This window comes from Frigoribacterium sp. UYMn621 (genome assembly GCF_040549525.1).
Classification (GTDB): Bacteria; Actinomycetota; Actinomycetes; order Actinomycetales; family Microbacteriaceae; genus Lacisediminihabitans.
This window is the reverse complement of sequence record NZ_JBEPTM010000018.1, coordinates 1-26563: the sequence shown is the minus strand read 5'-3', so window position 1 is coordinate 26563 and position 26563 is coordinate 1. Positions and strand designations below refer to the sequence as shown.

Below are 26563 nucleotides of genomic sequence, written 5' to 3'. Positions count from 1 at the left end.
TCGGAACGCTTTGCCATCGAAATTCCTTTCACCTATTCCACGATGGGCTCCGGCAATCGCTTCACAGCGTCCGACCAGGACCGAGGCACGCTCAACCGGATTCACCGCTCAGCGACTAGGCAGACGGGTCCGAACTCATCTTGCGATGGTGGCGATCGTGACGTCCAGAGTGCGTGCGATTATCCCGTCTGCGACCTTCGCCAGAGTGAAGTTGTGGTTTCGCGCGTACGCGCGAATCGCCGCGAAGGCATCGTTCATGGTCATTCCGGACGTCGCGGCAAGAACTCCCTTGGCTTGTTCGATCAGAATCCGAGAATCCAGCGCATGTTGAAGTTGTGCGGACACGATACTGGAGCTTTTGATGGTGCGTTCTTGAAGAATGCCGATGGTGGCGACGTCTGCTAACGCCTGGGCTACGGCAATGTCGGCTGGGGCAAGTTCTCCGGTACGGGTACTGAACAAATTCATCGTGCCGATAATCTGACCGCGAAGTCGCAACGGTGTTGCGTGCACGGACCGGAATCCCTGTTTCACAGCCTCCGCACTGAACTCGGGCCACTTTTCGGCATTGACCTGTATGTCGCCGACGGTGACCGCGATACCGGTGCGGAAGCAATCAAGGCACGGCCCTTCGCCGGCGGCGAGTTGGAGCACTTCGACAAGTTGCGCTTCTTCGCTGGTGGAGGCGATGAGTTGCAACACTCCGACGGCGTCCACGAGGAGAAGTCCTCCGGCTTCGGTATCCAGGATGCGGGTGCACTCCTCGACCAACCAGTGGAGGAGGTCGACGACATCAAAGTCAGTGACGAGCGTGTCGGCGAGTTTCACGAACGCAGCACTGAGCTGAACTTCTCTGCTTTCGGCTGTCATCCTGATCGTCTCCTGCTTTATGACTGATTTAGAGGGGCAAGTTATCAAATGTGAGAGCGCGAGCAACCACGTCGCGTGCGACCGAGAGGACAGTGCGTCCTTGAGCGAGAGCGTAGCCCTGCAACCGTGAGTAAGCGATGGTGGCGGTGCTGTCCAGGTGGACCATGATCATGCCTGTGGCTTGATGCACTTCCCGGCGCAGCGCCGGTGCTACTTCCGACTCGGAAACCGCGTCGTCGGTGGCGAAGGTCATCGCTCGTTGCACGGCGGTGCTTGCGATCGCCGACGCAATGGCCAGAGCGGATGATTGGTGATCTTCATCCAATCCACCAGTACTTTCTCGATATAACGTAGCGGCCCCTACTGTGGCGGCTCCCATTCGTATGGGGATTGAGAAGATGGCCCCCACTTTCAGCTGCCCGATCGATGCCGCAAATATTGGCCATTGGTCATGGGACACAGAAGCGAGATCCGGTAGCAGCACGACGGTGCCGGTTTTGGTGGCAACCCACTGGGGTCCCTCACCGAGCTCGAAATGGAGCTCATCGAGGCGAGCGGCGACCGCATCGCTTGCGCACAAGGCCACTTGAGTTCCCGAGGAACTGATCACCGTAACCGAGGCTCCCGAGATGGGGAGGTCGTTGAGGAACGGCTGACACAAATCCAGTTTCGCCGGATTGTGCGGCCCAGTGGGGTCTCCACTTTTCTCAGCCATCATCACCGTCGCGGTGATCCGCTGGCATGGACGGGGGTAGTGAACAGGAAAACATCGAGACCTCTCGCAGTGGAGCTGCCAGGGGCCGGGACGGTGCTGCAACGCTACCGCACACTCACACACAACCGGTCCTGGACGGTCCGCACGAGATGGGTCAGTGCTCGTGTGTTATGGGACTTAGGACCCTGTTTCACGAGCCCGCGGCGCTTAGGTTGGCGTTGTTGCTCTGATCCCCGGCAATGCCACAGTGCGGCTGGAGGATTGTCATGGACCGAATATTTCGTGACGTTGCCGAGGCCGCGCTTTTCAACTCGGGTGAGGAAAAGAGAGCGACATGACCAGCCCAGTGAATTACGCCGAAATGTTTCACCTTGTCGATGCGGGCGAGGGACAGTGGGTGGTCAGGCACGCCACTACGAACGAGCTCGCAGGTACGATCATGCGCACGACGCAAGGAATTGCTCTACGGAGCGAGGAATCGAGGTTCATCGGCACGTTCCCGTCAGTGGATACGGCGTTGCGTAACCTCTACGCACTCGCCTGATAGCTCGTCGTTCGGGTCACGGTACGGAGGCAGATGATGGTTGAGGGATTCTTCGGGCCTGACGGTCTGCCGTGCACGGTTACCGGAACGCATGTCAGTTGTGGTGCACCCACCAGAGCCGATCTTCTTGTTGAAGCTCTTTCACAATCGCAATGGCGAGTGATCGATCGACGCATACCCGAAACTGACGCCTGCAGCCTGCTCGGCTTCATCGAAGAGAAAACCCAACAGTTCGAGGTAATGCAGTTGCGTCACGGGTTCCAATTCTTCACCTTCGCCTCGCTGGATGAAGCCCGGAGCCACTTCACCGAGCCAGCCACATGCTGAAGTCAACGACAGCGCAGCGGCACCGCAGAGCATCAAAAATGTCAACATCACAGGCGCCGTTCGCTGACGCGGCGAATCGTGTTCTGATTCTCCGGATGATCGCCGACCACCTAAAGAACTTGAATTCGAGAAAAGGCGACGACGCTCTTGCCGAGATCTTCGATCGATACGCAGATCTGCTGAAGTTAGGAGAGTCCGCACCACAGGACGCTGAGGAGGGACCGTACGTTATCCACAGCACGCTTACCGGTGGTCAGATTTTGATGGTTCCGGTACCCACCTGCGATGCTGCCGATATTGCAACTCATGTTGCAGCAGTCCTCACGGCGGGGAAGAAGGTGCTGTTGGCATCGCTGGGTCCGGTGAATCCGGATCGAGAAGAACTCGAGAAACAGCTCGCTGAGATCCTGCCCCGCCAAATCTTTTCTTGCGTCCTGTCTCACGATTCATGGGTTGGCCCGAACTCCCAAACGATCGTGATCGTCACCCCAGAGGAGGTGTTCCTGAATGAGATGCCATGGGCGAGGTACCGCGCTGAGGGCACCACAGCGGACGAAGACTTGGTGACCTTCTACCGCTCCCACGTGATACCCCGAACGAAAAATGCATCTCGGACCTCAGCCCTATCTCATGGCCCAGCGATGGTCGATGTCGACAAGACCGGGCTCCTCACGCTGGTTCATGTTAAAGAGCGCGATAGAAGCCATCTCGCTAAATGAGCTGAGCACCTGTTCGTCGTCCGCGCTGAAGTCATCTGATTCCGCCCTGCCGAGGTGGAGGATACCGAACCTCTGATCGTCGCGTTGGAGATACCGTTCTATGGTCCGAGCTGCGGCTGACAGCGGCGCATCGGCACCGCATCGCACGAGGTGTCCCGCATGGTCGGCGATCGGATACGCCTCGAGCACCCCCCACTGGGCATTAACCAGTGCCGCTGCCGAATGAACGATACCTCCCAGCAACGCCGTGCGTCCGCGATAACAGGCCACCGACCGGTTTGCGGTGAGAAGTTCTCGAAGACGGGTCTGAGTGTTCTGGACACGGTGGGCAGCCACCACAACGTCCATGAGACTCGAATCGAGTCGAGCCCGAGACTCCTGCGGAAACGTCAGCCTGTCAACAGGACAAAGAGAGTCAGTTGTTACCCGGGCGGTACGGCGGCCAACTTGCAGCGAAGAAAACTGTTCCATGTCACTCCTCGGTCAGTAATTTCGTCCACCGCCGAGGATCAGAGCGTGTACTAAAGACCCTACGCGCGCCGCAGCACACGGGTCAACTTCACCGCGAAGAGCCCGCGATCCGAAAAACGTTTCACGCTGCCGCGCAGTCATTCCGGTCGGAAGCCGGAGCGACAGAGCGTAGGTGATGTCCGGGAACCGGCCTTGCCCCACCCACTCGACACCGGCAGACCCCAACCAGGACATCAGTCTGGGTATCGACATGGAGGCCGTGCAATCCACGCGGCGAGCCTTCGCCAAATCCTGTTTGGATTGGACTCAACGCCGCTTCCACCTGGCCGGAGCTCTACCGGCCGCGATCACCGCAACTTTCCTATCCCGCGGATGGCTGGAACCTACTCAGAGTCGAGGGCTGCGTGCCGCACCAGATTACGACCAGCAGCTCGACGCATGGCTCACCGTCTGAAACTTGCTGAGGGGTATAACCCCAGCCACAGAGAGATAGTCACGTTCGCGCCGGAGTTGCGTCGCTGATCCCTCGGTTTACGAATACCAGAGCGTGCGGGTCCATGTAGCGCAGAGGGTACGCTGCGGATGGTAGATGTGGAGGGGTTCTGGATGAGTTTTGCGTTTCTTCTGACGACGTTAGTAGTGGTGGTCACACCCGGGACCGGTGCGGTGTTCTCTATCGCTGCCGGTCTGTCTCGGGGTGCCAGGGCCGGGATCGTGGCCGCGTTCGGATGCACTTTGGGGGTTGTCCCGCACATGGTTGCCGCGATCACGGGGCTTGCTGCGATTCTGAATGCGTCGGCGATGGCATTCCAGACAATAAAGTGGCTTGGAGTCGCATACCTCCTGTTCCTCGCGTGGCAGATGTTCCGCGACAAATCCGTGATCAAGGTTGATGACGATGCGGCTCCTGCATCGTTCTGGCGTGTCATCCGTACTGCCATTCTGATCAACGTTCTGAACCCGAAATTGACGATCTTCTTCTTCGCGTTCCTGCCCCAGTTCGTTCCCGCTGCAACGCCTAACGGGACATTGCAGATGGTTGGTCTTAGCCTGGTGTTCATGGCGGTGACCTTCGTCGTATTTGTTCTCTATGGTGTGTTCGCTGCGACGATGCGCAAGCAGGTCATCAGCCGGCCGAAGGTAATGGCATGGATGCGTCGCACGTTCGCCGCCACTTACGTTCTTCTCGCCGGTCGACTCGCACTCGAGAACCATTAGGGCATCATGCGGTTCACCCACGACCCGAGAATTCTGGCCGAATTTCCGCAACTGACGGCCACAACCCTGCACGTTCACGGTGTCACCGCGAACCCGGACGTGACACGCACCGCACGGTTTTTCCTGGACCGCGCCGCGGCTCGGCTAGCGGGTGGCCCCGAAAGTGAGCTGCCAGAAATCGCAGCTTGGCGTCGGGCCTTCACACAAATGGGACTCAAGCCCACCCAGTACCGGTGCGCGCCTGAGGCCCTTCTTCGCCGCTTCCGGAAAGAGGGAACCCTTCCATCCATTCATCCGCTGGTCGATATTTGCAACGCGGTGTCGCTCGCCTACGCGATACCCATCGCGGTATTCGAAACCGATCAGGTGGTGGGAGATCTCACCGTGCGGCACGCGGGCGGCACAGAAACCTACGCGACCTTCGCCGGGGAGACGGAGACCCCGGACGCCGGCGAGGTGATCTTCGCCGATGACTTTGGCAACGCTCACGCCCGACGTTGGGTCAACCGGCAAAGTGCGCTCTCAGCCATTAGGCCCACCACCAGTTCCGTCCTGATCGTGGTCGAGGCTATGCACGAAACCGGACCAACCGACGTAGCCGCGCTCCGCGCCGACCTGGTCACCGCACTCCGCGAACACTGGAACATAGCCGAATAGTCCCCGACCACGCCACACCCGCACCAGACAGCGGAACGGTGCGGCCGCTGTATCGCCAAAGGTTCCCTTCTGACACACAACGAGCTCCGGGAAGCGACAGTCGATTTTTCTCTCGAGCTGCGTCAACGGGGGTCCCGCTAACGAACAGGCCTCCTATCCGAAACCCGGTGGCGATCGCTTTTTTCCAAACCGTCTGCAATGCGATCTGGTGATCGTCGAAGCGACGAATCTCTACCAGCTGGGCGCCAGCTGTTTCAGACGTTGGGCGACCGCGGTCACTTGCGGCTGGTGGCGGCTTGATCGCGTCGCCAGGAACAGAGTGTTCGTTGGCGGGTCGGTTGGATGAATTAGTTGCATCAGGGCGCCCGATGCGAGGTGCTCGCGGGCGAGGTAGGACGGAATGACACTGATTCCGCCGTCAGCCACGACGGTTTTGATCACGCCTCGGAGGTCATCAAGCACGATTCGTGCTGTTCCTGGGGGCTTGGCGGGGAAAATTGTGCGCCAGTAGCGGCGTATGAGGGGCAGATTTTCGGCGTACGCCACGAGTGGGAGATGTTCGAGGGCGGTGGTGTCTCCGCGGTCAAGTCGAAGGTGATCGGTTTTTCTGGCCAGTGCTGGGCTTGCGACCAGCACAAGTGTCTCGTCAAAGAGTGGCTCGACTGTCACATTGCGGTGACGCGTGGGGGTTGTGGCGATCACCATGTCCAGTTCACCGTCGCCGAGCCGCTCGATTAGTTCTTTGGTGAGACCAGTTTGGGCCCGAATCCGCAACCCAGCATTCGTGAGGGGTACAAGCGCGGGGACGATCTTTTCTGCCAACGCGTCGGATGGTCCCGCGAGGTACAACACGGAGCTGGCGGTGTCGTTTCCTGTCCGGAATGTTTCTGCGGTGACCGACAGTGCGTCCAGAGCTCCGGTTACTTCTCGGGCAAGGGAGTCGGCCAAGGGGGTGGGGACAACTCCACGGGCAAGCCGGATGAATAGGGGACGGTTCAGTTCGGCTTCGAGGGCTTTAATGTGCTGGCTCACCGCGGGCTGGGAGAAATGCAAAGAAGCCGCGGCCTTGGTGAGGTTGCCAGTTCGGTAGACGGCAAGAAAGGTTCGGAGGTGATCAAGTTCCACATTCTCAAGCTATCTGAATATTTATGGATGTTGCATGTTTAGTTGTTTGTGCTTCTGACTCAGTGCGCCGAGGCTTGTGCCGTACATCAATCTCCTGAAAGGAAATCTCATGTCTCGGATTCTTATTGTTCTCTCCAGCCACGACCAACTCGGCAGCACCGGACGCGCAACTGGATGGTATTTGCCGGAGGCGGCCCACCCGTGGAAAATCTTCACGGAGGCAAATATTGACATCGAGTTCGTGTCTCCCAAGGGCGGTCGCAACCGCATGGATGGAGTTGATCTGGAGGATGCCATCCAGGCCGAATTCTTGACCACCTTCGGGGATACCGGCCCTGACACCCACCGACCAGATCAGGTCGACCCCAGCCAGTTCGATGCGGTCCTCTATGTCGGTGGCCACGGCACGATGTGGGACTTCGCCAACAACACGGCTCTCGCTGGCATCGCCCGCGACATTTACGAGGCCGACGGCATCGTGAGCGCGGTCTGTCACGGACCTGCGGGCTTAGTGAACATCACCCTGTCCGACGGCACCTACCTGGTCGCCGGTAAGCAACTCGCAGCGTTCACTAATGACGAGGAAGCCGCCGTTGGGCTCACTGATGTCGTCCCCTTCCTGCTTGCGGACGCCCTCACTGGGCACGGTGCTCAACACATCCCTGCCGCCAACTTCGCCGCCAACACCATCGTTGATGGGCGTCTCATCACCGGGCAGAATCCGGCATCAGCTGTCGGGGTCGCTGAAGCCATCGTCCAGGCCCTCGTGACCTCACGCACGTCTGTGTAACCGTGGTGCTGATCCTCGTCGCTCACTGGGAAACCCAGCCGGGACCGCGCGCCGAGCAGATTGCTGGCCTCCTGCCCTTCTTAGTGCGCGACAGCCTCAACGAACCCGGATGCGCCAGCTACACAGCCCATCGGGAGAGGGACCACCCGAATCGGTTCGTGCTCATCGAGTCCTACCTCGACGAGGAGGCATTGGAGAACCATCGAGAAAGTGTGCACTTTCGAGAAATGGTCCTCGGGCAAATCGTCCCCCTGCTCGCCGCGCGACACGTTGCATTCCTCACGCACATCGCTGGCGCCTAGCCGAGACACAAACAACTGGCAGGCAGGCCGCTGCACTCCTGCCTGCCAGGCAAACTCGCCATACAAAACTACAAACGAAAAGACCGCCAAGATGCACCTACAGTCAGCACTCGCGAGGGCGAGACATGAACGAGCGGTCGCTGAGCTTTCAGCGACTAGTGCACGGCGCTCGTGCATAGTTCCGCACGGAATCACCCCGCGCGCAGTGGCGCGTGGGGTGATTCCGCATCGGATATGCGCCGCAGACCGTTCCGCCTACGGGCAGCCGATCTGGTCGAAAAGTGGCCGGAGCGACTTCGTGAGACGGCGCAGAATTGCGTCCGCTCATGGTTCCCCGTGCGACCACCACCTGAATTCGCCACCTATGCGATTCACGACAGCTCTGCCTGGGGATGTGACACGGAGCGATCGCAGAACGCCGCCACCAAGCGATCAACTCCACACCGCCATGGCGCGACATCAAGGTGACCTCGGGTGCTCCCGTTGCCCTGATCTCGGCGAAGCCGACACTTGTAGCTCCGGATTGGCTGCTGGGTTGAGACGGTGTAGTCCCGGAAGACGACCCGCTAGACGGTCAATCAAATATGCTGCCAGCATGCCTGCGACTGGAATTGAGATCACGACTATCCCATCCTCACCGGAGCACGTCCTCGCTACAGTGCGCAAAGTGCTGCAGACCAGAAAATATGAGGTTCATGAGATCAGCCAGTCCGACCAGATCGTCTTCACAACACGAAAGACCCTCACGAGCTGGGAACTCAACGGCAGCGCGCTTGTCGCAGCTGTTGATGGCGGCACCCAGTTGACGGTGGTGCTTCAAGGTCAGGAGGGTCAACCAAAAGCATTGATGGACGGCGTCAAGAACACCAAAATGGCCAAGAAGCTTGTTACTGAGATTTCCGGGGCCTGCTAACCCCAGGAGTGAATCGTGCTTACCGCAGCGATCGTGGTCTCGGCGGTCGCGGTTGTCACCGGAGGAGACTCGGGAATTGGTTTCGCGATTGCGAAGAGCCTTGCACCTGCGGGAGCTACGACTGCCCTGCTCGCGCGAAATTCGAACCGACTCGATCAGGCGGTTGCTGACATCCGTGAGCACGGCTGTCAACCTCGAGGCGCCGTACCTCGACCCCATGTGCGTTCCGATTACGGGCAGTTATGCCTTCCTTTTCGGTAGGGTCGCAGGCATGGTGCGGCATCCGTGGAATCGTCTCCTTGCGTGGGTTGTCGATTGGTTGGCAATTCTCGTGTGGGTCGCCATCGTGGCGGCAGTCGGGATTCCGCTGTACCTGATGGGCATCATCGGGACGATGCCTCTTCTGGGGTTGAACCTGGTGGCGGCAGTGGTGCTGGTCGTACCCGTGACTCTCGTGCTGGCGAGACTTGAGTCGGGTGCGAAGGAAGGATCTTTGGGTAAACGGACCCGGCGTCTGAAGGTTGTCAGTGCACGTACCGGTGCACGTGTGAGTTTTCAGCAGGCGATCGCCCGCAACACCCTGAAGATTGCGCTTCCTTGGACGATAGGTCATGCCGCCGTTTATGAAATCGTCACGTCAAGCGGCATTGGAGTTGTCCCGATTTCGGTGTGGGCCTTGACTGTGACCGCGTATATTCTTCCCATCGTGTACGTGGTCTCGTTGTTCATCGGCACCGGCAGAACCCCTTATGACCGATTGTGCCGATCGATCGTCGTTGCGGCTCCGAACGACCGGTAGACGTTCCGCTTGCGAGCTCCTCCGGGACCCTGGAAGATCCACAAATTCGGAGCGCGAGTTCGACCACTCGCGCAAGCAAGCCCACTCTCGTCTCGGCGCTATTTAGCTAATCGAGGGGTTGTTTGGATTTACGAAGGCTTATTAAGCTCAGCACTCCGTTCACCGCTCCTATGGCCGCTAATATCCATCCAAAAGCGTTCCCGGTTGCGACGATTCCGAGACCGCTGAGAAGTACAACTAAGGCGCAAACTACGAAGAACCGTGCCTGATTTCGGGTCATTCGAACATTATCGACCCACGAAGTGATCCAGTCGTTTCCGTTCTGGCTTATGGCGGACAGCGGCTCGCTAGTCGTTCCCCAGCGGGCACCCTTCAAAGCCGAGAAGCGGTCTCCAGAGGGCTTTCCCGGCCGCTGGAAATCTCGTCCGCTCACCGTCCCGCTTGCGTGCAGCAAGCTATCGTTCCTACCCAGACGCGAGGGCTGCTTCGTCGGTCGACTGCTGGTCAGGTGACCAGCTCGATTGATGCGCTTGTTCGAGGTGCCATCCCACTGACTCCTTCACTCGAGTTGCGGGATCGCCGGCCGTCCAGTCGAGGAGATCGCTAGCGAGACGAACCGAAGCGAGAAGATGCTGTGGGTGCGCCTTACTGATGGATAAGTCCGCGGGAACCGCGCTGTCCGGGACTGTTACAAGTTCTGCTGAAGAACCAGCGGCGTCAAGTATGTGTTGATACCAACTGCGGATCGGAAACACACGCTCCTCGCCGATGTTGACTGCACGTCCGTCGGCTGCGCGGGTATCGATCGCGGCAAGCACGGCCCGTGCAACATCATCGACATGAGCGCGGGTCCACAGCAAAGTGCCCTCCCCGACCGGTATCGCGGTGCTCCCCGACAGGATACGACGGAGAATCGGGTCCTCACGTTGTTGATCGTCGTGCGGTCCGTAGACCATGGGCAGGCGCAGGACCGCAGCGCCGCGTGGGAGCCAACGTTCCTCAACGTCAAGCTTTTCGTAGTCATCCGGTACCCCGTCGTACCCGCGACCTCGATACGGATATCTGTCCCGGCGCAGCTCGCCACTCTCGTCCAGCGGAACCGATGCATCGCATCGACCGGCGCGAAGAGCTGTGATTGCCTGATAGACGTCTTGGCTGGAGAGAACGACCGTCGGAACGTCGGGGAGGACACCGGTAACCGCGTCGACGTCTGCCCCCGTGAGCGCGTTGCTATCCACCACCGCCTCCGCGCCGAAAGCATGGATTTGCGACGCCCGAGACCTAAAGTTCTGCCGATCCGCATGAATATGTAGGGCCGGCACCCAGTGAGCGGGCTCGGTCTTCCCCCGGTGCGCTACGGCAACTTGATCTCCGCGCTCGTGAAGCCGCTCGACGACCCGTCGGCCGATGAAACTAGTACCGCCCAAAACTAGGACTCGCATTACCCAAGTCTCACGGCTGTGTCAGCAGTGACCAAGCGCGCTTCTCGCCTCTGTACCGTCGTTCTTGAAACGAGACGCTATCGCGGTCACGTTCCGGCGCAATCTGTGGCCGCGTAAGGTTGCAGGCCCGACACCAGGAGGCGCAATGTTCGATACGTCTGAGCGGGAGGAGATCCGCGAACAACTGACCATGCGCGCGCGTGCTGACCCAGATATCGTCGGAGCAGCCCTAGTCGGTTCGGGCGCACTAGGGCAAGAAGACGAATGGTCGGACATTGACCTCGTCCTCCAACTCGCCGATTACGCCGACGAGAAGAAAGTCGTCGCGAGATGGACGAAATGGATCGACGAACAATTTTCGACCGCTGACATCCTCGACGTGATGGCGGGCGGAGTCCGATACCGTGTGTTCCTTCTCAACTCCTCACTCCAAATCGATCTGTCGTTCTTTTCATACGGGAAATTCCGGGCAACCGGGAATGCCTTCAGGCTTCTCTTCGGCTCTCCGAATCCTCCGAGCGCACCACTGGCGCTCAATATGGACAACGCGATCGGGATGGGATGGCTTTACGCGCTCCATGCTCGATCGGCGCTTGCCCGCGGGAAACTGTGGCAAACAGCCATGATGCTCGACGATCTCCGCAACCAGATAATCGCCTTGGCCTGTCTCCGCCATGGTCTCAACCCCTGGCATGGACGCGACGCGGACCGATTGCCGCAAGATGAACTACAAGCTTTGCAATCGTCTCGGGCAACTGACCTCACCTGGGGCGAACTTGGGCGATCGAAGGAAGCGCTCGTAGAGCAGTTTCGAGCTGAGGTCGAATTTCACGACCCGAGTCGCGCGCGATCCCTGGCTGAACCGCTCAAAATCCTTGGAGCAGCAGCCCGATAGTCGCTCATCTTCCAGCTGGCCACAGGCGGCACGATGGGAAGGATCGGGTGAGAATGAAGGTCATGTCCTCAGAAATAGTTCACAAACGAGATCCCGCCGCAGTAAGGCGCATTCTCGAGTCTTTACCGGACTGGTTTGGAGATCCGGCGGCGATCGAGAACTATGCGACGGCGGCTGACGATTCCCAATTTGTCAGCAGGGTCGCTATTGACGGTGGGAACACGGTCGGCGTCTCTCTGACTCGTCGTCATTTTCACGAATCAGCGGAATTGCATCTCATCGCTGTCGACCCCGCAGCGCAACGGCAAGGTATTGGCCGTGCGCTAATCGACCAGGCCGCTGGGGACTTACGCGCAGATGGCTGCAAAATGCTATCCGTCCACACCGTCGGGCCATCCTTCGACAACGAGCCTTACACGCGGACGCGGGCCTTTTATCGAGCGGCGGGCTTCATTCCGCTGGAGGAACACAACAACCTTGATTGGGACGGTCCCACTCTGATTCTGGTGCGGCAAATTTAGGTCAACCTCCATGGGAGGTTCCCTTCTGACACACCACGAGCCCCGCGAAGCGATAGCCGGTTTTGCTCTCGAACTGCTTCGGTCAGGGTCCGGCTTGCGGCACGGGCGTAATTGATTCCCTTGTTCAGCTCGCGCCGTAGTGTCTAATGCATCGAAAGGACCAAGTGATGATCGAACACGCGCTGGGTACCGTAGGCGGGGGCCCGCCTTGAGCCTCGCGTCCCCTGAGCAGCTGGCGCTGGCTGAGCGGTTTAATGTCGCGCCCACACCTCCGCTCGCGGGCGAGAAGGTCGGGATCGCGCGAAATGTTGGTGATGGCCTGTGGCCACTGAACGGAATGCGGCATCCAGTCGCTGCAGACACCTCCGGATGGTATCTCTGGGCCGGAAGCGAACTTTCGACAGCTGACGACTTCTTTATCCCGTTCCATATTGAGCACCTCGCAGAACGGTGCCCCGCCGCGATTCCCTTCCTTGCGCTGGGTCCAGGGTGGCGCTTTCTCATCACGCCTGAATACGAGGATGTCTGGTTCGACGAAAGCCTCCTCCGAAACTAGCCATCTGCCGGCCGACAGAACGTTGCTTCCGGACTGTCTCACAGGCCCTCCGTCCTTCGTACGGTCCGACGGGTTGCCCGCTTGTGTTGCCGGCCCCATGCTTGTGTCATGCAAATCGCCAATGCCGGGAACTCCGATCGACGAAGGTTCAGCGCGCAAGCTCTGCAATTGGCCCACATGCTTCACGACTGGGATCCGATCGGTGTCAACGAGGGCGACGATCCGAACCCTTCGCCAGACGAGTACGACGATTTGGTGTCACCAATCTTGACCGCCCTTCGCGCTAATCCCGACCCGACATCGCTTGCAAGTCAACTGCGCGAGGTTCTTTCATCGGATTACGGGCTCAGCGACGCGGACAACATCGACGAATTCGCGGAACACGTCGTCGCTTGGTCGATTGCCAAATTGGACGGATCGAGCCCTTAGCGACTACCAGCTAAAGGCTGCCTCTACGTTCAGCGCTGCATGCTCGATCGAAGACGGTTGAGATGGATCTTCCAGGTGCCCAGCGTCGAGGCCCGCGATCACTGCCTGGATCTGTCGCGCTGAAGGTCCCGCTTGCGGGCACCCCTAGGAATCGAAAACCGCCTCTGAGACCGCTCCGGAAGCGCCATCAAATGGCGTCCGCCTATCTTCCGACTATCGGCGGCGCTCCTGCTGCTGACGCAGCTCGGTGGGGCTCTTCTTGAAGCTACCCCAAATCGCGGTCCCCAGCAGCAAGAAGACCAGAACAAATCCGGCGTAGAGAAGAAATGTCATGCTTTGAAGATAAGTCCAACCGCTCGCAAAGTCGAGATTGTTGGCTGAGGCCGTGAGCAGGCGTTGGCGGTCAGCCGTTCGCAGCGATTCGGCGCGGTCTCGACGGGTGTTGCGCGGCCCATTGGGAGACAGGGCGCGCTTACCGTTCCGCTTGCGGGCACGGGAGTGGGAGGGAGATCCCGTGTGCTCAGGGTCGTTCTCGATCTGGGTGCGGATGTGCTCTAGTTTCCGGGGCTGAGGGGGTCGGTGATGCATTTGTTCGCGGCCGCGGAGTTGATGTTGAATGAGAATTTTTGTGAGACGAGGTCGGCTGCGTAGTCCGCCGCCGTGTAGGTGGTGGGTGCGACTTTCTCCCGTACAAGGCATGCCGCCATAATGTCGTTCTCGTTGAGGTGTTGGGGGTTTCGCAGGATCTGATAGTTGAGGGCGCTGACTTGAGCGAAGCCGTCATCGCAGGCGCCCACGGCAGCGTTCATCGCGGATTCGGGGAGGGGCGTGCCGGCAGTGGGTGAGATGGATCCTTGTCCGCCGGGCCCGTCCACGGTTGCGGTGAATCCGTGGTGCGCCATGCACGAAATGTACGCCTCGGTGAGCTGGTTGGAGTCGGCGGTTGTGATGATGCCTTTGGCTAAGACCTTGTGTGCCGCGGTGCTGGTAGTTGACCGGTAGGCGAGGCTGAATTCAGCCCCCCACGGCCCGGTGAAATTCGGGACAGGTCCCTTATAGGTTTGTGCAGCCGGAATGTAGAGGACCCGGCCTGCGTCGTGGGTTGGTTCAAGGGTGGCTCCGCCGACGGCGACACCGATGGTGAACATCGCCAGCAACCCGCCGATGATGCTGGCGACGGTTGCGCGGTGCCGGTTTCGACGTTTTCGGGTGAGCCGACCCAGCAGGGGGCTCATCAGGTTTCGGGTGATCGCGTCAAGTTCGGCATCGTCGGGGATTGGGGTGATTGTGGTCATGGGTTTACTCCTAATTTCCAAGCCCGGTGCGCAAGCGCAGGCGTGCGCGCTGAATTCGTTTTCCGACCGCAGTTTCGGTGCTGTCAACAATTCGGGCGGCGTCCCGGTAGCTGACTCCCTGCCCGAGACAGAGCTCGCAGAGTTGCCGGTCTATTGGACTGAGTCTTTCCAGTTCGATCTGCATCCACGCCAAGGTGTCGTCGTGCGGAGGTGCGGCAATCGTGTCGGTGAATGGAACCACACGGCTGCACTGTTGTCGGCGGAGTTCGTTGGACACGTGATTGCGGCATACCGATAACAGGTAGGGAAGGAACGACAAATCCACGATCGGGGCGGTAGCCCGTTTGGCCCACGCGACAACGAAGGTGTCTTGCATCACTTCTTCGGCACTGTCCTGGCGACCCAGACGTCCCCATGCGTAACGCAGGACGGCCCGCGAATGCCGTTGGTACAGTTCGGCGAACGCGGACACATCACCGGTTCGCGCGGCAAGCAGAAGATCGACGTCATATCGGCCCGGATCAGAATCCACCACTACCCCCTTCACTTACAACATGTCCGAAACCGGTGATTCCTGACAAAAAATTCCCCGCACTCAAGCAAGCCACTCGACAGCCTTTGGCGCATGAGTTCCATCGACAGCTGAACGCGTGAACCAATAGATGTGGATCCCGCTCCGCCACTGCATGCAGCGACCTCAGAGACCCTCGTTTCCACACTCTCGAAGAAACGCGGACCGCACCGGATAACCTCTGTCGGCAGTAAGCGCTGGGGCAAGCCTCCATCACGAAGTCGGAGACGCGGGCACCGTTCGCTACCGGGCACACGACTCTTTGAGAGTCGCTCTCACATGCGTTTGAGGGAGTGCTTCTAAATATCGCCCGACTAGGGTCGAGGGACGGGCAGCCTTATTTCGAGGTCCAAGGCTTCGTCTCACCCAACTCGCCGCATCCCATAAAAGCCTTCTGCAACACATAGCTCAACAACCACGGTAGTTCGGTGTCGTAGATGAGATCGTAGGCATGGGACCAGTACTCAGGCAGGGTGAGCCCGCGACGCGCTTTTATGACCGTGCCATGATTGGCCTTATCGGCGGTAATTGCTCCACGGACTAACGGAACGGCTCGTCGAACAGTCGCAGCCATCGGATCCCGTAGGTGCGCGGTGGCGGCCTCGTACTCTTCCGGACTGTGTGTCAACGCAATTTGCTCCAACTTCTGGAACATATCCGTCATCGGGCGCCTGAGCATTGAACTTTCCGACTCATCGAGAGGGACTCCGATAGCGGCACCGTAGCCCTCGATGCGGGTGACTAGCTGCTCGCCGACTTCTAGCGCTTCTTGTCGGAGAAATGGCGGCTGCGAGTTCCAAATATCGAGAACCGGGTTGTCCATCATCACGCTAGATTATCGGCGAAGGGCGTACGCGTCCAAGTGATTAGCCTCGAGCTTGCTCTCGCAGGGGCGGGACATCGCGACCGGTCATGGTTCCCCTTCAGGCGCTCCCGGGTTCCGCAATGGAAACGTGTCTGCCGACCAGCTCAGCGATTGGCGAAGTATTCCCGCACGAGCCGGGGCGGAGCCTTCGTCGCCCACGCGTCCGCGATGATCTCGACCAGCTGATCCCGCTCAAGCTCTCCGAGGCGGGACTCTTGAACAAGAACTGCGTTGTAGCCGTTGAAATGGTCGATCGTGAAGAAGGGTGATTGTGGATCTTGCACAAGGGTGCGCTTGGTCATCTCGTCGGCGACCTGGATGACCAACAAGTCGGTGAACATGTCCCCGCTGACGGGGTCAATGGCAGTCTTACCCGGAGCGCGATAGAGCAAGAAGCCCCTGCCCTTTGCGCCGCGCGGCACCTTATAGGTCGGGCGATCTCCCCAAGAGATGCCTAGCTCCACTTCGGGCAGAGAGAGACAGATCGACTCGATGTCAGCGGGCGACGCTCTCACGAAATTGAGAGTATCAACGAGGTAGGGGCAGCGTCAGAGCGGCGGCCAAACTTCCCCGGATCACAGGGCCGCAGGCATGACGACACCATGAAACGAATGAAGCGATAGACGTTCCTCTTGGGGCCTATCCGAGCTCCTCTTGGCGAGCCGAGGCTCGCACTGACTCGATGATGGCCGCTCTGGGTTGTGAGCTCTTGTGTGCCACTGTGGGGGGATGGAATTTTGTGTGATGATCGAGCCTCACAACGGGGCGAGTTATGACGATCAGCTTCGAGTTGCACTTCACGCCGAAAACCTTGGGTTTGCCGGCTTCTTCCGGTCCGATCATTTGATCGCCGGTGACGGCGATGGTTTGCCGGGACCAAGCGAGACGTGGATCACTTTGGCCGCACTGGCACGGGAGACCTCGACAATCCGCTTGGGTAGCTTGATGACTTCTGCGACGTTTCGGCATCCGTCGCTGCTTGCAGTGTCGGTGGCGCAAGTCGATCAGATGAGCGGCGGACGGGTAGAGCTCGGGTTAGGTGCCGGGTGGTGGGTGCGTGAACATGCGGCGACCGGGATCGAATTGCCGAAGATTCGCGAGCGTTTCGACCGATTCGCGGAGCAGTTAGAAATCCTTCATGGACTGTGGAGCACTCCGGTCGGGGAGACCTATTCGTTTTCCTCAGACCTATACACGTTGGACCGAGCCCCCGGTCTCCCGAAGCCAATGCAAGTGCAAGTTCCCGTAATTATCGGGGGAGACGGCAAGACCCGTACACCCGGGTTGGCTGCGCGCTGGGCGCAGGAGTTCAACTCGGGTTGGGAGAATCCGACCGTTACCAAGTTCCAGTTCGATCGGGTAGCAACAGCCTGCACGCGCATAGGTAGAGATCCCTCGTCCCTCCGCCTGTCGACCGTGCAGACCTTGTGTGGCGGGGACACCGCCGCCGACCGCGAAAGGCGTGCTGCGGGGATGGGTGTGCCTCTGTCCGAGCTCGCAGGCTTGGTTGGCAACGAGCGTGACATCCGCGGCCAGGTCGCAGATTTCGAAGCTGCGGGCGTCGATCGCGTTTACGTCGAGATACTAGATCTGGCTGATCTCGAGCACCTCAACTATTTCGCGGATGCGATTGGTTTATAGCTGCCCTAACCACCGTCGGACATGAGGTAGCTGACCTGGCATTTGGTAGTCAGGGAAGAGTTCTGTGCACTGCACAGCGTTCCCCTGCGGGCACCTGAGCAAGGTCAAAATCAAGCCCTGATCACACTTTCGCGAGCGCCTGAAATGCCGCCCGGTGATCGTCCCGTTAAAGATTCCGCCGACGCACTAAGACGTCGTCTTTGCGACGAAGCGTGCCGCTGACGCAGATCAGGCGAGTGTCTCGCTACCGGTTTCCCTCGTGGTTGCTGATCTCGCTATACATGCACCGCTGCCTACCTCCGTCGGTCGCTAGTCTCAGAGGATGATTCAGTTCAGCTTTCTCGTGGTTCTCTATTTCGTGGTCATTGCGGCCGCAGTCGTCGTGCTGTTTTGGCTCGCGATCACGGCGATACGCGCACTAAACGTGTACATCCGTAAGAATCGTCTGCCGTCGATCGACCAACACTAGGTTTTTCAGTTGAAGACTGTCTCGATCGCCGCGCGATATGTCGCTGCGCTCGCCCTCATCACGGCCTCGGTCCTGGTATGCGGCTACCTGGCAATTGTCGCCACCTTCGTCGTGGGTAGCTCCATTTCCGAACCGGACACCACACAGGGGTGGATGCGCGAGATCGCAGTCTCATCCGGCCTCATTGCAGAGGGTGCTCTCTGGTCCGCCGTCGGGTTGGCGGTGACGGTGGCTTGTGCGCTCATTGGGGTCCGATTCCGCAGGAGCCGGTGGATGTGGGTGGGCATCGCCTGTAGCGCGCTCTTTGCCTACACCTTGCTATTCGTAACGATCTCCGGGCCGTCTCGCCTCGATCACCTCGTCGAGCGAGCGACCGCTGCAATCGAAAACGGTCCCGCCGTGGAACCGACACCTTCGAGGCAGACGCCGCCACAGTTCACCGCCCAGTACGTTCGGTCGGCGATCCAGGAAATGGCGGCCGTGTCCCAGAAGGCCGCCGTGACACCAGTCACCGACGCGAAAGGTGCCGTCGTGAATCTCGCCGAAATCGTGCCAAGGTCAGCTGCCTGCGGCGATTCCGGGTCTCAAGGCAGCGCCCAACTCGACTTCCGCACCGGGGACAACGCTGAGTCTCTCGCCCGGATCCTCGCGGCCTGGGACTCCGCAGGCTACGCTCCCGACCGTGCCATGCAACTCGACATTCGATCCAGCGCGACTCTCCCCGTCGCGACGATGACCATCCGCGACTCCACCACCATCGACGGCCTCATCCACCTGTATCTTGTCGGCCAGTGCGCCACTCCGTGACATCGCGCTTGGGCGGAGGAGGGGTGGATGCCCTGGCTCCCCTTCCCTGCCGAGGACGCGTCCAACCGAGGACGAGCCCGCCTGGACCAGGTGGCCGACCTGACGGTCACCGGGGGTGTCTCGGAAACGGGTTCAAAGAGGTCAGGGACTAGACCCGATGTGCCGCCACTTTCAACCTCTGCAACGACTTGCTGTGTGTCCCAATCGAGGTCCCGCTTGCGGGCGCTGACGGCAGGCTTCCGGGCAAGCCAACTCGGATGTCACCTAACCCTGCAGCAGACCCGCCGTTGGACATACCGAGTCGTCGCCTACGTCGGCCTGATGACCGACGCGTACCCGCCGTTCCGGCTGGATGTCGGCGGCCGCGAGCCTGGTCAGAGTGAGACCACCGCGCTGCCGACCTTCCTTCCGGAGCCGACGAGCGTGTAAACATCCGCGGCCTCGCCCATTGGTGAGGCCGTCCCGATCGTAGGCACGAACTCCCCAGCGGCGGCGAGGCCGGCGATGAAACGTAGGTCCTTCGCCATCTCGGCCGGTTTGGCGAGGCCAGTGAAAAGGATCGTTGCTTTCTTGCGGCCAAACCTGGAGGTGCAGGCTTTCAGGATGAGAATGGCGAGCGACGGAACAGTCGTCATGTAGAGTCCGTCCGCCTTCAACGCTGCGCGACAGCGGGTGAATGAGCTCTTGCCGACTGTGTCGAAGATCACATCATAGGAGTCGCTATTGGACGTAAAGTCCGCGGCTGTGCGATCAATGACATGGTCGGCGCCAAGCGACGTGACGAGCGCCACGTTCTCTGTGCTGCACACTGCGGTGACGGTGGCTCCGTAGTGTTTGGCGATTTGGATGGCGGCGGTGCCGATGCCGCCGGCCGCCCCGTTGATGAGAATGGACTGGCCGCCTCGCGCGCTGGCCGCATCGCGAAGGAAGGGCAAGGCGGTGAGGGACCCATCGAATACCGCAACCACCTCTTCATCGGTCAGGTTGTCGGGCTTCGCGGCGACCACTCCGTCCTCACTGACGAGCAGGTACTGCGCAGTGGCACCGAAGTCGGTCACGTTCGCTCCTGCCACACGGTCGCCGACGGCGAACCGGGTTACGGCACTACCGACCGCCGCGACCTCGCCGGAGAAGTTCGTTCCGAGGATCGGCCACTTCGGTTTCGCCAGTCCAAAATACAGACGAGGCGTGAGGGAAGCACCGGCACGCGCCTCGCACATTGCCGTCGTCACCACCGTTGCGTGATTGCGCACGAGGATCTGATTTTCCGCCGGAGTGGGGCGCGCGACGTCCTCGACTCGAATGGTTTCCACTGTGCCGTAGGTGCAAGATACAACGGCCTTCATTGTCTTAGTAATGGTGTTGTTCTGATTGTTCACAGGCCTGGCTCTCTTCTCGTTGGGATTCTCGTTGGGGTAGTCGTGGGGTTGGCGGCCGGCTGCGTGTGGGCGACCCTTCGTGGGGCCGCCCGACCTTGAGCTCTCACTGCTGGACGAGGACCCTCTTACCATGCGTGACGGCCTTGGGGGTCAGCACGCCGAAGATGAGGAGGAAGAGCACCATGCCGATTTCCGCAACGGCAGGGACAACGCTGAAGAAGCCATGAAGACCCGCGGATGCCTCAGGCAGCAGAAATGCGACGAGCACGTCCAGCAAGTAAGAAACGGTTGCCAGGACCAGCACGATGCCAAGCGGCTTGGGGAACATACCCGACTTGTTGGCCAAATATGCCAGAGGAGTCAACCAGAGACCGAAGAAGAGTTGTGCGACGAAAATTCCATAGTGCTGAGCATCAAGCATCATGAGTACCAAGGAATTCGACCCTGAAACTCCCAAAGACGACGCGTCTACCGCACCAGTCGCGATTTGCAGGCCTTCGAACTCGAAGACCACGTTGAGACACGTCACGGCCGCTGCGAGTACAACCAGGACAACCATCGCCCGAGCCACGCCCTGATGCACATTCTTCAGAAGAACGTAGAGGGTCAAAGCAAGTAATACGAAGAATGTCTGACCGAGAAGGTCGGCGACGATCCCGAATCGAGCGAGCTCAGAGTTTGCAGTCAGGTTCGCCGTCGTGGCCACGGCGTCACCCGCCACGTAAAGCTTCGGGTATAGGAAGCCCTGTGCGAAGCCGCCGAAGACTCCGAGGAACAGATAAAGCACGCCAGCGATTCTCGCGAGACGTTTGGGTGAATTCATGGTCGAACCTCTTCCGGTATGCCGCCAGGCGAGTGACGGTGATGATGTGGCAAGCACAGTTGCCTACTTACGTTGTAAGTTACGGCTTACAATGTAAGTATGTCAATAGGCGCGTGTCCGATCGACGATCTGCCCACGTACGCTGTATTTGCAACGGAGGAATCAGAGTGGTAACGCGAACTAGCCCAGCGGTGCGACGCCGAGCACACTTGACCCGAGAGATCGTGGTTCGATCAGCAATCGCTATGGCGGACAAGTCCGGGCTCGAGTTACTCACGATGCGAAAGTTGGGCGAGGCGCTCGGGGTAGAGGCGATGTCGCTCTACAACCATGTGACGAACAAAGAGGACCTCATAGACGGGATGATCGACGTCGTTTTCGATGAGACCCAGCTGCCCGGTGCTGGGGCCTGGCTACCAGCTATGCGCGCGCGGGCGATATCGTTGCGCGACGTGCTGGCACGACATCGGTGGGCAGTCGGCCTGATGGAGTCACGCGTCAGTCCGGGGCCGGCGAACCTCCGTCATCACGATGCGGTTTTGGGAAGTCTTCGGGCTTCCGGCTTCTCCATCGAGATGGCCGCCCATGCCTATTCTCTGCTGGACAGCTACATTTACGGCTTCGCGCAGACGCAGAGTAACTTGCCTTTCGAGTCGTCAGAGGAGATCGCCGCGATTGGGCACGAGATGCTTCGGCACTTCCCCAGGGATGAGTATCCGAATCTAGCCGAGATGATCGGGCATGCAATGAAGCCGGGATATAACCACGGCGGCGAATTTGAGTTCGGGCTCGACGTTTTGCTCGGAGGCATTGAGCGAAGCTTCGCAGGCGTGGAGCCCGCCTAATCGGAGTGTCTACAGGAGACTCCAGTTCTGAGGCCGAGCAGCCTCACGTTGCTCCGCGGACTGGGAAAATGGCGACCGCTCCGAGGAGTGCGCATACGCCGGCGACCGCATAGAGCCCGGCGTAGCTTCCGCTTGCGGGCTCTCCTCGAGGTCCAGATGCGGCCCTCAATCCGTGTGCGGGAGCTCCGCGAAATAAGGCCCGCTGACCTTCCCGCACACGATCGCCAACTGGCGAAGGCTGCAGTGCGAGGTCGTTCGCGGTCTTAAGCGCGGTCGTGGAGGGTTACCTGGTAGCCGTCGAGGTCGGCGAAAGTAAACGTGCGACCAAATGGCCCGTCGATCGGAGCCGAAACGACGGTGTGGCCGTCGGCGACGAGAGTGTCATGAATGGCCTGGACGTCGGTGGCGTGGAGCCAGATCGCCGCGCCGATGCCCGGCTGACCGACAGATGCCAGATCGGTGCCGGGAACGACGTCTCGCAGTGCGAACGCGATTGGCGTCGTCTCGAAGACGACGGCATGAGGAGGGCCTGCCTGCGAGCGGACGAGGCCGAGGTATTTCTCGTAGAACGCCTGCGACGCGTCGAGGTCGCGAGTCTGGAGGGAGATGAAGTCGGGGCCGGTGGCGGGCATGGTGATGCTCCTTCGGGATCTGCAAATTACTCTGCGTGTCAGTTTTCTGACACGAGACAATCTATGTCAGAATTCTGACGTGAGTCAAGACGGAGCCGGTATCGACCTGGAAACATCACTGGGCTACCTACTCAAGGAGGCCTCGAGCGCTCTTCGCACTGCGATGGAGGCAGTGCTGCGGCCGCTCGGGATGACCGTGACGCACTATTCCTGCCTCGAGTTGCTCGCACAACGCCCGGGCTTATCGAATTCCGACCTCGCGCGAGGAGCGTTCGTGACCCGGCAGTCGATGAGCGTGCTTCTGCAAGCCTTGGAACGAGACGGCTATGTGACCAGGCCGGCGGAGGCGCCTACTGGGAAAGTCCTTCCCACTCGGCTCACGCCCCGCGGTCGACGGAGCCTGGCGAAGGCGACGGTTGCTGTCCGATCCGTCGAGGCCAGGATGCTGGGCGGCATGACGCAGGACGAGCAGTCGGATGCGTTCAGGGTCCTGCAGAGCATGATCCACTCCTTGCGCGACAACAACGAGGGTGCGTAAATCGCTCAGGTTCGCTAACTGAGGTCGAGCTATTCGACGAGCGGTGAAGGTTCGGCTTGCGGGCGGCCCTTCTGGCTAAAAAGTTGTCGCTGGCGCGCTGTCCTGAGCCCTCGAAATCCCGCCCGCTTGCGGGCCGGTCCGATCGCTCTCCCGACGAGTCGTCTCGAGCGTCACCTATCTGTGCAGCAGACCCCTCTTCTACTCGTAGCGAGGAGCGGACCTGTCCCGCAGGACGTCCCGCTTCGGTCTGCGCGTGGCAAGAGGGAACGTGTCGTCCGGGTTGGTGAACGGTACTTTCACTCGTCCTCTCGTCCTCTCGTCCTCTCGTCCTCTCGTTCTCTCGTTCTCTCGTTCTCTCGTTCTCTCGTCCTCTCGTCCTCTCGTCCTCTCGTCCTATCCTCGTGTTGTGGAGGACAAACCGATGGTCGATAACCTGAGACATTCGCAGAAGCGGGACGAACCAGGCCGCCGCACTATTCGCGTGTTTCCCGATTACGGGCGAGACTGGCCGCTTTGGGAAAATACCACTGACGAGCACGACTACGGGTACACAATGAGCCCGAGCGATTACGGGCTATCGGTCGATTTGACGGAACGCTTGGCAGCTTGGAATCAGATCTGGGAGAGAGACTTCGATTGGCAGACCGGGTGGTCCAACGATGGAAGTCGCGAAGAGTGGGCAGGGCTCGCGGACGGGATCATCGCGGATCTCCGGACAGAGGTCTACTGGCTGGCGGACGTGAAGTACGAGCCGTGGCCCTTGAACGAATAGCGGAGCGGTAGCCGTTCCGCTTACGGGCGGCCCTTGAGGCCAAAAAGTGGTCTCCAGCGCGGTCTCCAGAACGTTCGAAATTCCGCCCGGTGGTGGTCCGGCTTGCGGGCACGAACTATTCCCCATCAATCAAGCCATTTCAGTTGTCATGTGTCTACGCAACAGATTCGAGTGGGGAATGGCGCCATTGCCCGTTATGGAAGATCTCGACGGAGTAGATCATCATGTCCTCCAGATCGACCGAGGTGTGCTCCTTCATCCGCTGCGGCAGCCCGCTCGGGCTGCGCCAACAGAGTGCTTCTTGGCGAGCCCTCAGGACTTACGGCCCTAGTAGCGATCTCGCAGAGAGTTACGTTTCACGTAAACGGAGGTCAGAGCATGTACGGATTTAGTGGCGACGCCTGGGGAATGGGCGGCTGGATCGCAATGGCGATTCTGATGGTTTTGTTTTGGGGAGGGGTAGTCACCGTAGTTATTGTCCTTCTTCGACGTTCACCTTCCGGACAGGGATTAACGGGATTACATCCGACGCACCACGAGGCGGAGCGGATTCTGCACGAGCGTTTTGCCCGCGGTGAGATCGATGAAACCGAGTATCTTGCCCGCCGGTCCGCGCTTCGGCGACCGGAATGAAATCGGCGAGGGGGTCGTCCTCTCGGGTGTGGGTGGTCGGCGGAATCCTCGCCACGGTTATCTTCGCTGGCTTGTCGTTGGTGGCGGCAGGAGCGCTAGGAGGTGGGTCGACCCGTGGTGTAGCTGGAGCACCGTCCGGGTCTGGATCCTGCACCGTGCCGAAACTCTCTGGATCGGTAGTGAACATCTCACTGACGAACATGGGCGGGCCGATGATGGGCGGTGGCAGTGCACAAATGTCCGGGGGCGCCATGCGTTTGCGGGCGGATCAAGGAACGGTGAAACAGGGGACTATGTCCTTTTTCGTGACAAACAACGGAAGCGTCACCCACGAACTGGTGGTCCTCCCCCTTCCCCAATCTCAAATTGTGGGAACACAGCCTATTGGAGGCGACGGAAAGATCGACGAAACCCGCAGCCTGGGCGAGGCATCCAACACTTGCGGACAAGGCTCGGGCGAAGGGATCCTTCCCGGAGCGTCAGGCTGGGTGACCGTCACGCTTCCATCTGGCCGATATGAGCTGATTTGCAATCTCCCCGGCCACTATGCAGCCGGGATGTACAGTCAACTCACCGTGCGCTGAGAGAAGTTCGAACTTGTCGCGCCGGGTGAGGCGCTTCGTCAAAAGTGCGCGACATCCCTGCCCGAATCCGGCTGAGCATGATACCCTGAGGGGGTATAAAGAAGTTTCTTGGAGTTGGTACTGCGTGGGGGACGAGCAGAACCAGAACGCAACCATCCCACCTCCGCTCCCGAGAAATTCCGACGCCGAATTTCAACGATCATCCAAGGGAAAGAATCGACATGTGCACCCCCGCAACAGCAACGACTGAACTCGGGCTAACCGACAAGAACCATGAGTGTGCTTGTGGGAGCGGAGATCATGCCAGCGCAAGCTCCGACGCTGTCGAGGCGGGCACGGCGGGCACAATCCGGGAGCATTACCTTGTCGAGGGCATGACCTGCGGCCACTGCGTCTCGAGTGTGACTGAGGAGCTCTCCGCAATCGACGGTGTCGAGAGCGTCAGCGTCGAGCTGGAACCCGGCGGGGTATCTCGCATCATGCTTGTCAGTTCCGAGCCCGTGCCAGCAGAGAAAGTTCGCACCGCGGTTAGCGAAGCTGGATATTCGCTGGTCAGCGTCTGATCGCGGTAGTGAACGGTCCCGCTCATGGGATCGACGGGACGGCAGGCGACCCGAAAGCGGTTCGCATTGACGCCAGCCGGATCCTCTCCACAGTCTCGACGTGCTGGTGAACTCCGTGGAGGAATGAACAATTTGTAGAAGTTGCGGTAGGCGGACAGAGTGCTTAGTGCCCTCGCCCCCTGTACCGGCTTTCAAGACCGTGAGCTATTGTTTTGCCTGGTTTGCGCGAGATAGTGAATAACGTGGTGGGAGCGACGGTGACTGAGAGCATGAGTGCCGAACGGTACTTGTTCGCGGCCTCTCTTCGCCGGTTTCTGGTGGCCTCCCTCACAATCTCCTCGATATTGCTGGGACTGGTCGGCATGCACGCTCTCTCCGTCGCGGCGGATGCTCAGGGAGGCACAATGATGCACTCCCCGATGCTGACGTCACCGACCGTGCCTTCCGGGGTGTCGGAGCAGCCTCGTCTCCCACTAGCGAAGATGTCAGCTCCGGCATCGAACGTTTTGGTCACTGCTACTTTTCCGCGCCCCGGTACTAGCATCGGCGAGATGCTCGCTCGGCAGGGAGGCGCTGACATGGGGGCGATGGATTGCCTCCTGCTTGGGATGGTGTGCGTGCTCAGCTCCCTCATCGCGTTTATCGTCCTGGCGCGCGGAAGACGTCCGCTCCCGCTGATGTCAGAGATCCGCCGGGTGGCGCGCGTTATTCGTGTTTTCGCATCGCGCCTCGCATTGCCTACTCCTCCCTCTCTCAATGCACTTTCCATTAGCAGGGTCTGATCAGACACACGCGTTCTGTCCCTAATCGGGGCACCAACGAACTCGCTGCACCCGCAGCAATTGTGTTGTCA

The 26563-nt window shown here is 59.8% G+C and carries 33 protein-coding genes; 21 read left to right on the top strand and 12 right to left on the bottom strand.

Going from position 1 to position 26563, the window contains the following annotated elements; all coding sequences use genetic code 11:
* Positions 1 to 135: 135 nt before the first annotated feature.
* Positions 136 to 870 (bottom strand): GAF and ANTAR domain-containing protein, encoded by a 735-nt coding sequence (locus ABIB54_RS16560; RefSeq protein WP_354576630.1) that lies wholly within the window; start codon positions 868 to 870, stop codon positions 136 to 138.
* A gap of 28 nt (positions 871 to 898) precedes the next feature.
* A complete protein-coding gene (locus tag ABIB54_RS16555) occupies positions 899 to 1588 on the bottom strand; it encodes a GAF and ANTAR domain-containing protein (RefSeq protein WP_354576631.1) in 690 nt (229 codons plus the stop codon).
* 331 nt (positions 1589 to 1919) lie between these two features.
* On the opposite strand from ABIB54_RS16555, the gene ABIB54_RS16550 reads away from it, so the two are divergent.
* Positions 1920 to 2129 carry a hypothetical protein gene (locus tag ABIB54_RS16550; protein WP_354576629.1) on the top strand — a complete coding sequence of 70 codons (210 nt, stop codon included), beginning with the start codon at positions 1920 to 1922 and terminating at the stop codon, positions 2127 to 2129.
* Positions 2130 to 2270: 141 nt separating this feature from the next.
* Here ABIB54_RS16550 and ABIB54_RS16545 read toward each other — a convergent pair whose 3' ends face one another.
* On the bottom strand, positions 2271 to 2504 hold the full coding sequence (locus ABIB54_RS16545; protein ID WP_354576628.1) for a hypothetical protein: 234 nt from the start codon (positions 2502 to 2504) through the stop codon (positions 2271 to 2273).
* On the opposite strand from ABIB54_RS16545, the gene ABIB54_RS16540 reads away from it, so the two are divergent.
* The 3 genes from ABIB54_RS16540 to ABIB54_RS16530 all read left to right on the top strand — a co-directional run bounded on the left by ABIB54_RS16540 (position 2495) and on the right by ABIB54_RS16530 (position 5521).
* The gene (locus ABIB54_RS16540) at positions 2495 to 3175 is read left to right on the top strand and encodes a hypothetical protein (RefSeq protein WP_354576627.1); all 681 of its coding nucleotides are present in this window, start codon (positions 2495 to 2497) and stop codon (positions 3173 to 3175) included. The genes ABIB54_RS16545 and ABIB54_RS16540 overlap by 10 nt on opposite strands.
* Positions 3176 to 4228: 1053 nt before the next feature.
* Positions 4229 to 4864 (top strand): LysE family translocator, encoded by a 636-nt coding sequence (locus tag ABIB54_RS16535; protein WP_354576626.1) that lies wholly within the window; start codon positions 4229 to 4231, stop codon positions 4862 to 4864.
* Positions 4865 to 4870: 6 nt separating this feature from the next.
* Complete coding sequence (locus ABIB54_RS16530; protein ID WP_354576625.1) at positions 4871 to 5521, top strand: B3/B4 domain-containing protein; 651 nt, start codon at positions 4871 to 4873, stop codon at positions 5519 to 5521.
* Between the two features lie 231 nt (positions 5522 to 5752).
* On the opposite strand, the gene ABIB54_RS16525 is transcribed toward ABIB54_RS16530, so the two are convergent.
* On the bottom strand, positions 5753 to 6646 hold the full coding sequence (locus tag ABIB54_RS16525) for a LysR family transcriptional regulator (RefSeq protein WP_354576624.1): 894 nt from the start codon (positions 6644 to 6646) through the stop codon (positions 5753 to 5755).
* 109 nt (positions 6647 to 6755) lie between these two features.
* Here ABIB54_RS16525 and ABIB54_RS16520 point away from each other — a divergent pair, with 109 nt between their 5' ends.
* From ABIB54_RS16520 to ABIB54_RS16500, 5 genes are all read left to right on the top strand, one after another.
* On the top strand, positions 6756 to 7436 hold the full coding sequence (locus ABIB54_RS16520; RefSeq protein WP_354576623.1) for a type 1 glutamine amidotransferase domain-containing protein: 681 nt from the start codon (positions 6756 to 6758) through the stop codon (positions 7434 to 7436).
* Between the two features lie 2 nt (positions 7437 to 7438).
* On the top strand, positions 7439 to 7738 hold the full coding sequence (locus tag ABIB54_RS16515; protein WP_354576622.1) for a putative quinol monooxygenase: 300 nt from the start codon (positions 7439 to 7441) through the stop codon (positions 7736 to 7738).
* A gap of 667 nt (positions 7739 to 8405) precedes the next feature.
* Positions 8406 to 8651: a hypothetical protein gene (locus tag ABIB54_RS16510; RefSeq protein WP_354576621.1), complete on the top strand. Its 246-nt coding sequence runs from the start codon at positions 8406 to 8408 to the stop codon at positions 8649 to 8651.
* 15 nt (positions 8652 to 8666) lie between these two features.
* Positions 8667 to 8912 carry an SDR family NAD(P)-dependent oxidoreductase gene (locus ABIB54_RS16505; protein ID WP_354576620.1) on the top strand — a complete coding sequence of 82 codons (246 nt, stop codon included), beginning with the start codon at positions 8667 to 8669 and terminating at the stop codon, positions 8910 to 8912.
* A 10-nt stretch (positions 8913 to 8922) separates the two neighbouring features.
* Positions 8923 to 9450 (top strand): RDD family protein, encoded by a 528-nt coding sequence (locus tag ABIB54_RS16500; protein WP_354576619.1) that lies wholly within the window; start codon positions 8923 to 8925, stop codon positions 9448 to 9450.
* A gap of 464 nt (positions 9451 to 9914) precedes the next feature.
* Here the strand turns inward: ABIB54_RS16500 and ABIB54_RS16495 are convergent, their stop codons facing one another.
* The gene (locus tag ABIB54_RS16495; RefSeq protein WP_354576618.1) at positions 9915 to 10892 is read right to left on the bottom strand and encodes an NAD-dependent epimerase/dehydratase family protein; all 978 of its coding nucleotides are present in this window, start codon (positions 10890 to 10892) and stop codon (positions 9915 to 9917) included.
* Positions 10893 to 11037: 145 nt separating this feature from the next.
* Here ABIB54_RS16495 and ABIB54_RS16490 point away from each other — a divergent pair, with 145 nt between their 5' ends.
* The 4 genes from ABIB54_RS16490 (at position 11038) to ABIB54_RS16475 (ending at position 13293) form a co-directional block, all read left to right on the top strand.
* Positions 11038 to 11787 (top strand): nucleotidyltransferase domain-containing protein, encoded by a 750-nt coding sequence (locus tag ABIB54_RS16490; RefSeq protein ID WP_354576617.1) that lies wholly within the window; start codon positions 11038 to 11040, stop codon positions 11785 to 11787.
* 53 nt (positions 11788 to 11840) lie between these two features.
* Positions 11841 to 12308 (top strand): GNAT family N-acetyltransferase, encoded by a 468-nt coding sequence (locus ABIB54_RS16485; RefSeq protein ID WP_354576616.1) that lies wholly within the window; start codon positions 11841 to 11843, stop codon positions 12306 to 12308.
* A gap of 208 nt (positions 12309 to 12516) precedes the next feature.
* Positions 12517 to 12864 carry an immunity protein Imm33 domain-containing protein gene (locus ABIB54_RS16480; protein WP_354576615.1) on the top strand — a complete coding sequence of 116 codons (348 nt, stop codon included), beginning with the start codon at positions 12517 to 12519 and terminating at the stop codon, positions 12862 to 12864.
* A 108-nt stretch (positions 12865 to 12972) separates the two neighbouring features.
* On the top strand, positions 12973 to 13293 hold the full coding sequence (locus ABIB54_RS16475) for a hypothetical protein (protein ID WP_354576614.1): 321 nt from the start codon (positions 12973 to 12975) through the stop codon (positions 13291 to 13293).
* Between the two features lie 554 nt (positions 13294 to 13847).
* Here the strand turns inward: ABIB54_RS16475 and ABIB54_RS16470 are convergent.
* The 4 genes from ABIB54_RS16470 to ABIB54_RS16455 form a co-directional block, all read right to left on the bottom strand.
* Positions 13848 to 14588, bottom strand: a complete 741-nt coding sequence (locus ABIB54_RS16470; protein WP_354576613.1) for a hypothetical protein — start codon at positions 14586 to 14588, stop codon at positions 13848 to 13850.
* A 10-nt stretch (positions 14589 to 14598) separates the two neighbouring features.
* Positions 14599 to 15120, bottom strand: coding sequence for an RNA polymerase sigma factor (locus tag ABIB54_RS16465; protein WP_354576612.1), 522 nt, complete (start codon positions 15118 to 15120; stop codon positions 14599 to 14601).
* 376 nt (positions 15121 to 15496) lie between these two features.
* Positions 15497 to 15985, bottom strand: coding sequence for a hypothetical protein (locus ABIB54_RS16460; RefSeq protein WP_354576611.1), 489 nt, complete (start codon positions 15983 to 15985; stop codon positions 15497 to 15499).
* 143 nt (positions 15986 to 16128) lie between these two features.
* Positions 16129 to 16539 (bottom strand): MmcQ/YjbR family DNA-binding protein, encoded by a 411-nt coding sequence (locus tag ABIB54_RS16455; RefSeq protein ID WP_354576610.1) that lies wholly within the window; start codon positions 16537 to 16539, stop codon positions 16129 to 16131.
* Between the two features lie 214 nt (positions 16540 to 16753).
* Here ABIB54_RS16455 and ABIB54_RS16450 point away from each other — a divergent pair, with 214 nt between their 5' ends.
* From ABIB54_RS16450 to ABIB54_RS16440, 3 genes are all read left to right on the top strand, one after another.
* Positions 16754 to 17665 carry a TIGR03560 family F420-dependent LLM class oxidoreductase gene (locus ABIB54_RS16450; RefSeq protein WP_354576609.1) on the top strand — a complete coding sequence of 304 codons (912 nt, stop codon included), beginning with the start codon at positions 16754 to 16756 and terminating at the stop codon, positions 17663 to 17665.
* A gap of 322 nt (positions 17666 to 17987) precedes the next feature.
* Positions 17988 to 18134 (top strand): hypothetical protein, encoded by a 147-nt coding sequence (locus tag ABIB54_RS16445; RefSeq protein WP_354576608.1) that lies wholly within the window; start codon positions 17988 to 17990, stop codon positions 18132 to 18134.
* A 9-nt stretch (positions 18135 to 18143) separates the two neighbouring features.
* Complete coding sequence (locus ABIB54_RS16440) at positions 18144 to 18941, top strand: hypothetical protein (RefSeq protein WP_354576607.1); 798 nt, start codon at positions 18144 to 18146, stop codon at positions 18939 to 18941.
* 374 nt (positions 18942 to 19315) lie between these two features.
* On the opposite strand, the gene ABIB54_RS16435 is transcribed toward ABIB54_RS16440, so the two are convergent.
* Together ABIB54_RS16435 and ABIB54_RS16430 are read right to left on the bottom strand one after the other, a co-directional pair.
* The gene (locus tag ABIB54_RS16435; RefSeq protein WP_354576606.1) at positions 19316 to 20254 is read right to left on the bottom strand and encodes an NAD(P)-dependent alcohol dehydrogenase; all 939 of its coding nucleotides are present in this window, start codon (positions 20252 to 20254) and stop codon (positions 19316 to 19318) included.
* A 169-nt stretch (positions 20255 to 20423) separates the two neighbouring features.
* On the bottom strand, positions 20424 to 21107 hold the full coding sequence (locus tag ABIB54_RS16430) for a DUF4386 domain-containing protein (RefSeq protein WP_354576605.1): 684 nt from the start codon (positions 21105 to 21107) through the stop codon (positions 20424 to 20426).
* Between the two features lie 281 nt (positions 21108 to 21388).
* Between ABIB54_RS16430 and ABIB54_RS16425 the strand changes: the two genes are divergently transcribed.
* Complete coding sequence (locus ABIB54_RS16425) at positions 21389 to 21988, top strand: TetR/AcrR family transcriptional regulator C-terminal domain-containing protein (protein ID WP_354576604.1); 600 nt, start codon at positions 21389 to 21391, stop codon at positions 21986 to 21988.
* A 263-nt stretch (positions 21989 to 22251) separates the two neighbouring features.
* Here ABIB54_RS16425 and ABIB54_RS16420 read toward each other — a convergent pair whose 3' ends face one another.
* Entirely contained in the window at positions 22252 to 22620 is a 369-nt protein-coding gene (locus tag ABIB54_RS16420; protein WP_354576603.1) for a VOC family protein, read from the bottom strand.
* A 79-nt stretch (positions 22621 to 22699) separates the two neighbouring features.
* Between ABIB54_RS16420 and ABIB54_RS16415 the strand changes: the two genes are divergently transcribed.
* The 4 genes from ABIB54_RS16415 (at position 22700) to ABIB54_RS16400 (ending at position 25710) form a co-directional block, all read left to right on the top strand.
* On the top strand, positions 22700 to 23158 hold the full coding sequence (locus ABIB54_RS16415; RefSeq protein WP_354576602.1) for a MarR family winged helix-turn-helix transcriptional regulator: 459 nt from the start codon (positions 22700 to 22702) through the stop codon (positions 23156 to 23158).
* A 421-nt stretch (positions 23159 to 23579) separates the two neighbouring features.
* Positions 23580 to 23930, top strand: coding sequence for an immunity protein CdiI family protein (locus ABIB54_RS16410; protein WP_354576601.1), 351 nt, complete (start codon positions 23580 to 23582; stop codon positions 23928 to 23930).
* 812 nt (positions 23931 to 24742) lie between these two features.
* The gene (locus tag ABIB54_RS16405; RefSeq protein WP_354576600.1) at positions 24743 to 25147 is read left to right on the top strand and encodes a sulfocyanin-like copper-binding protein; all 405 of its coding nucleotides are present in this window, start codon (positions 24743 to 24745) and stop codon (positions 25145 to 25147) included.
* A 221-nt stretch (positions 25148 to 25368) separates the two neighbouring features.
* The gene (locus ABIB54_RS16400; RefSeq protein WP_354576599.1) at positions 25369 to 25710 is read left to right on the top strand and encodes a heavy-metal-associated domain-containing protein; all 342 of its coding nucleotides are present in this window, start codon (positions 25369 to 25371) and stop codon (positions 25708 to 25710) included.
* Positions 25711 to 26563 lie beyond the last annotated feature (853 nt).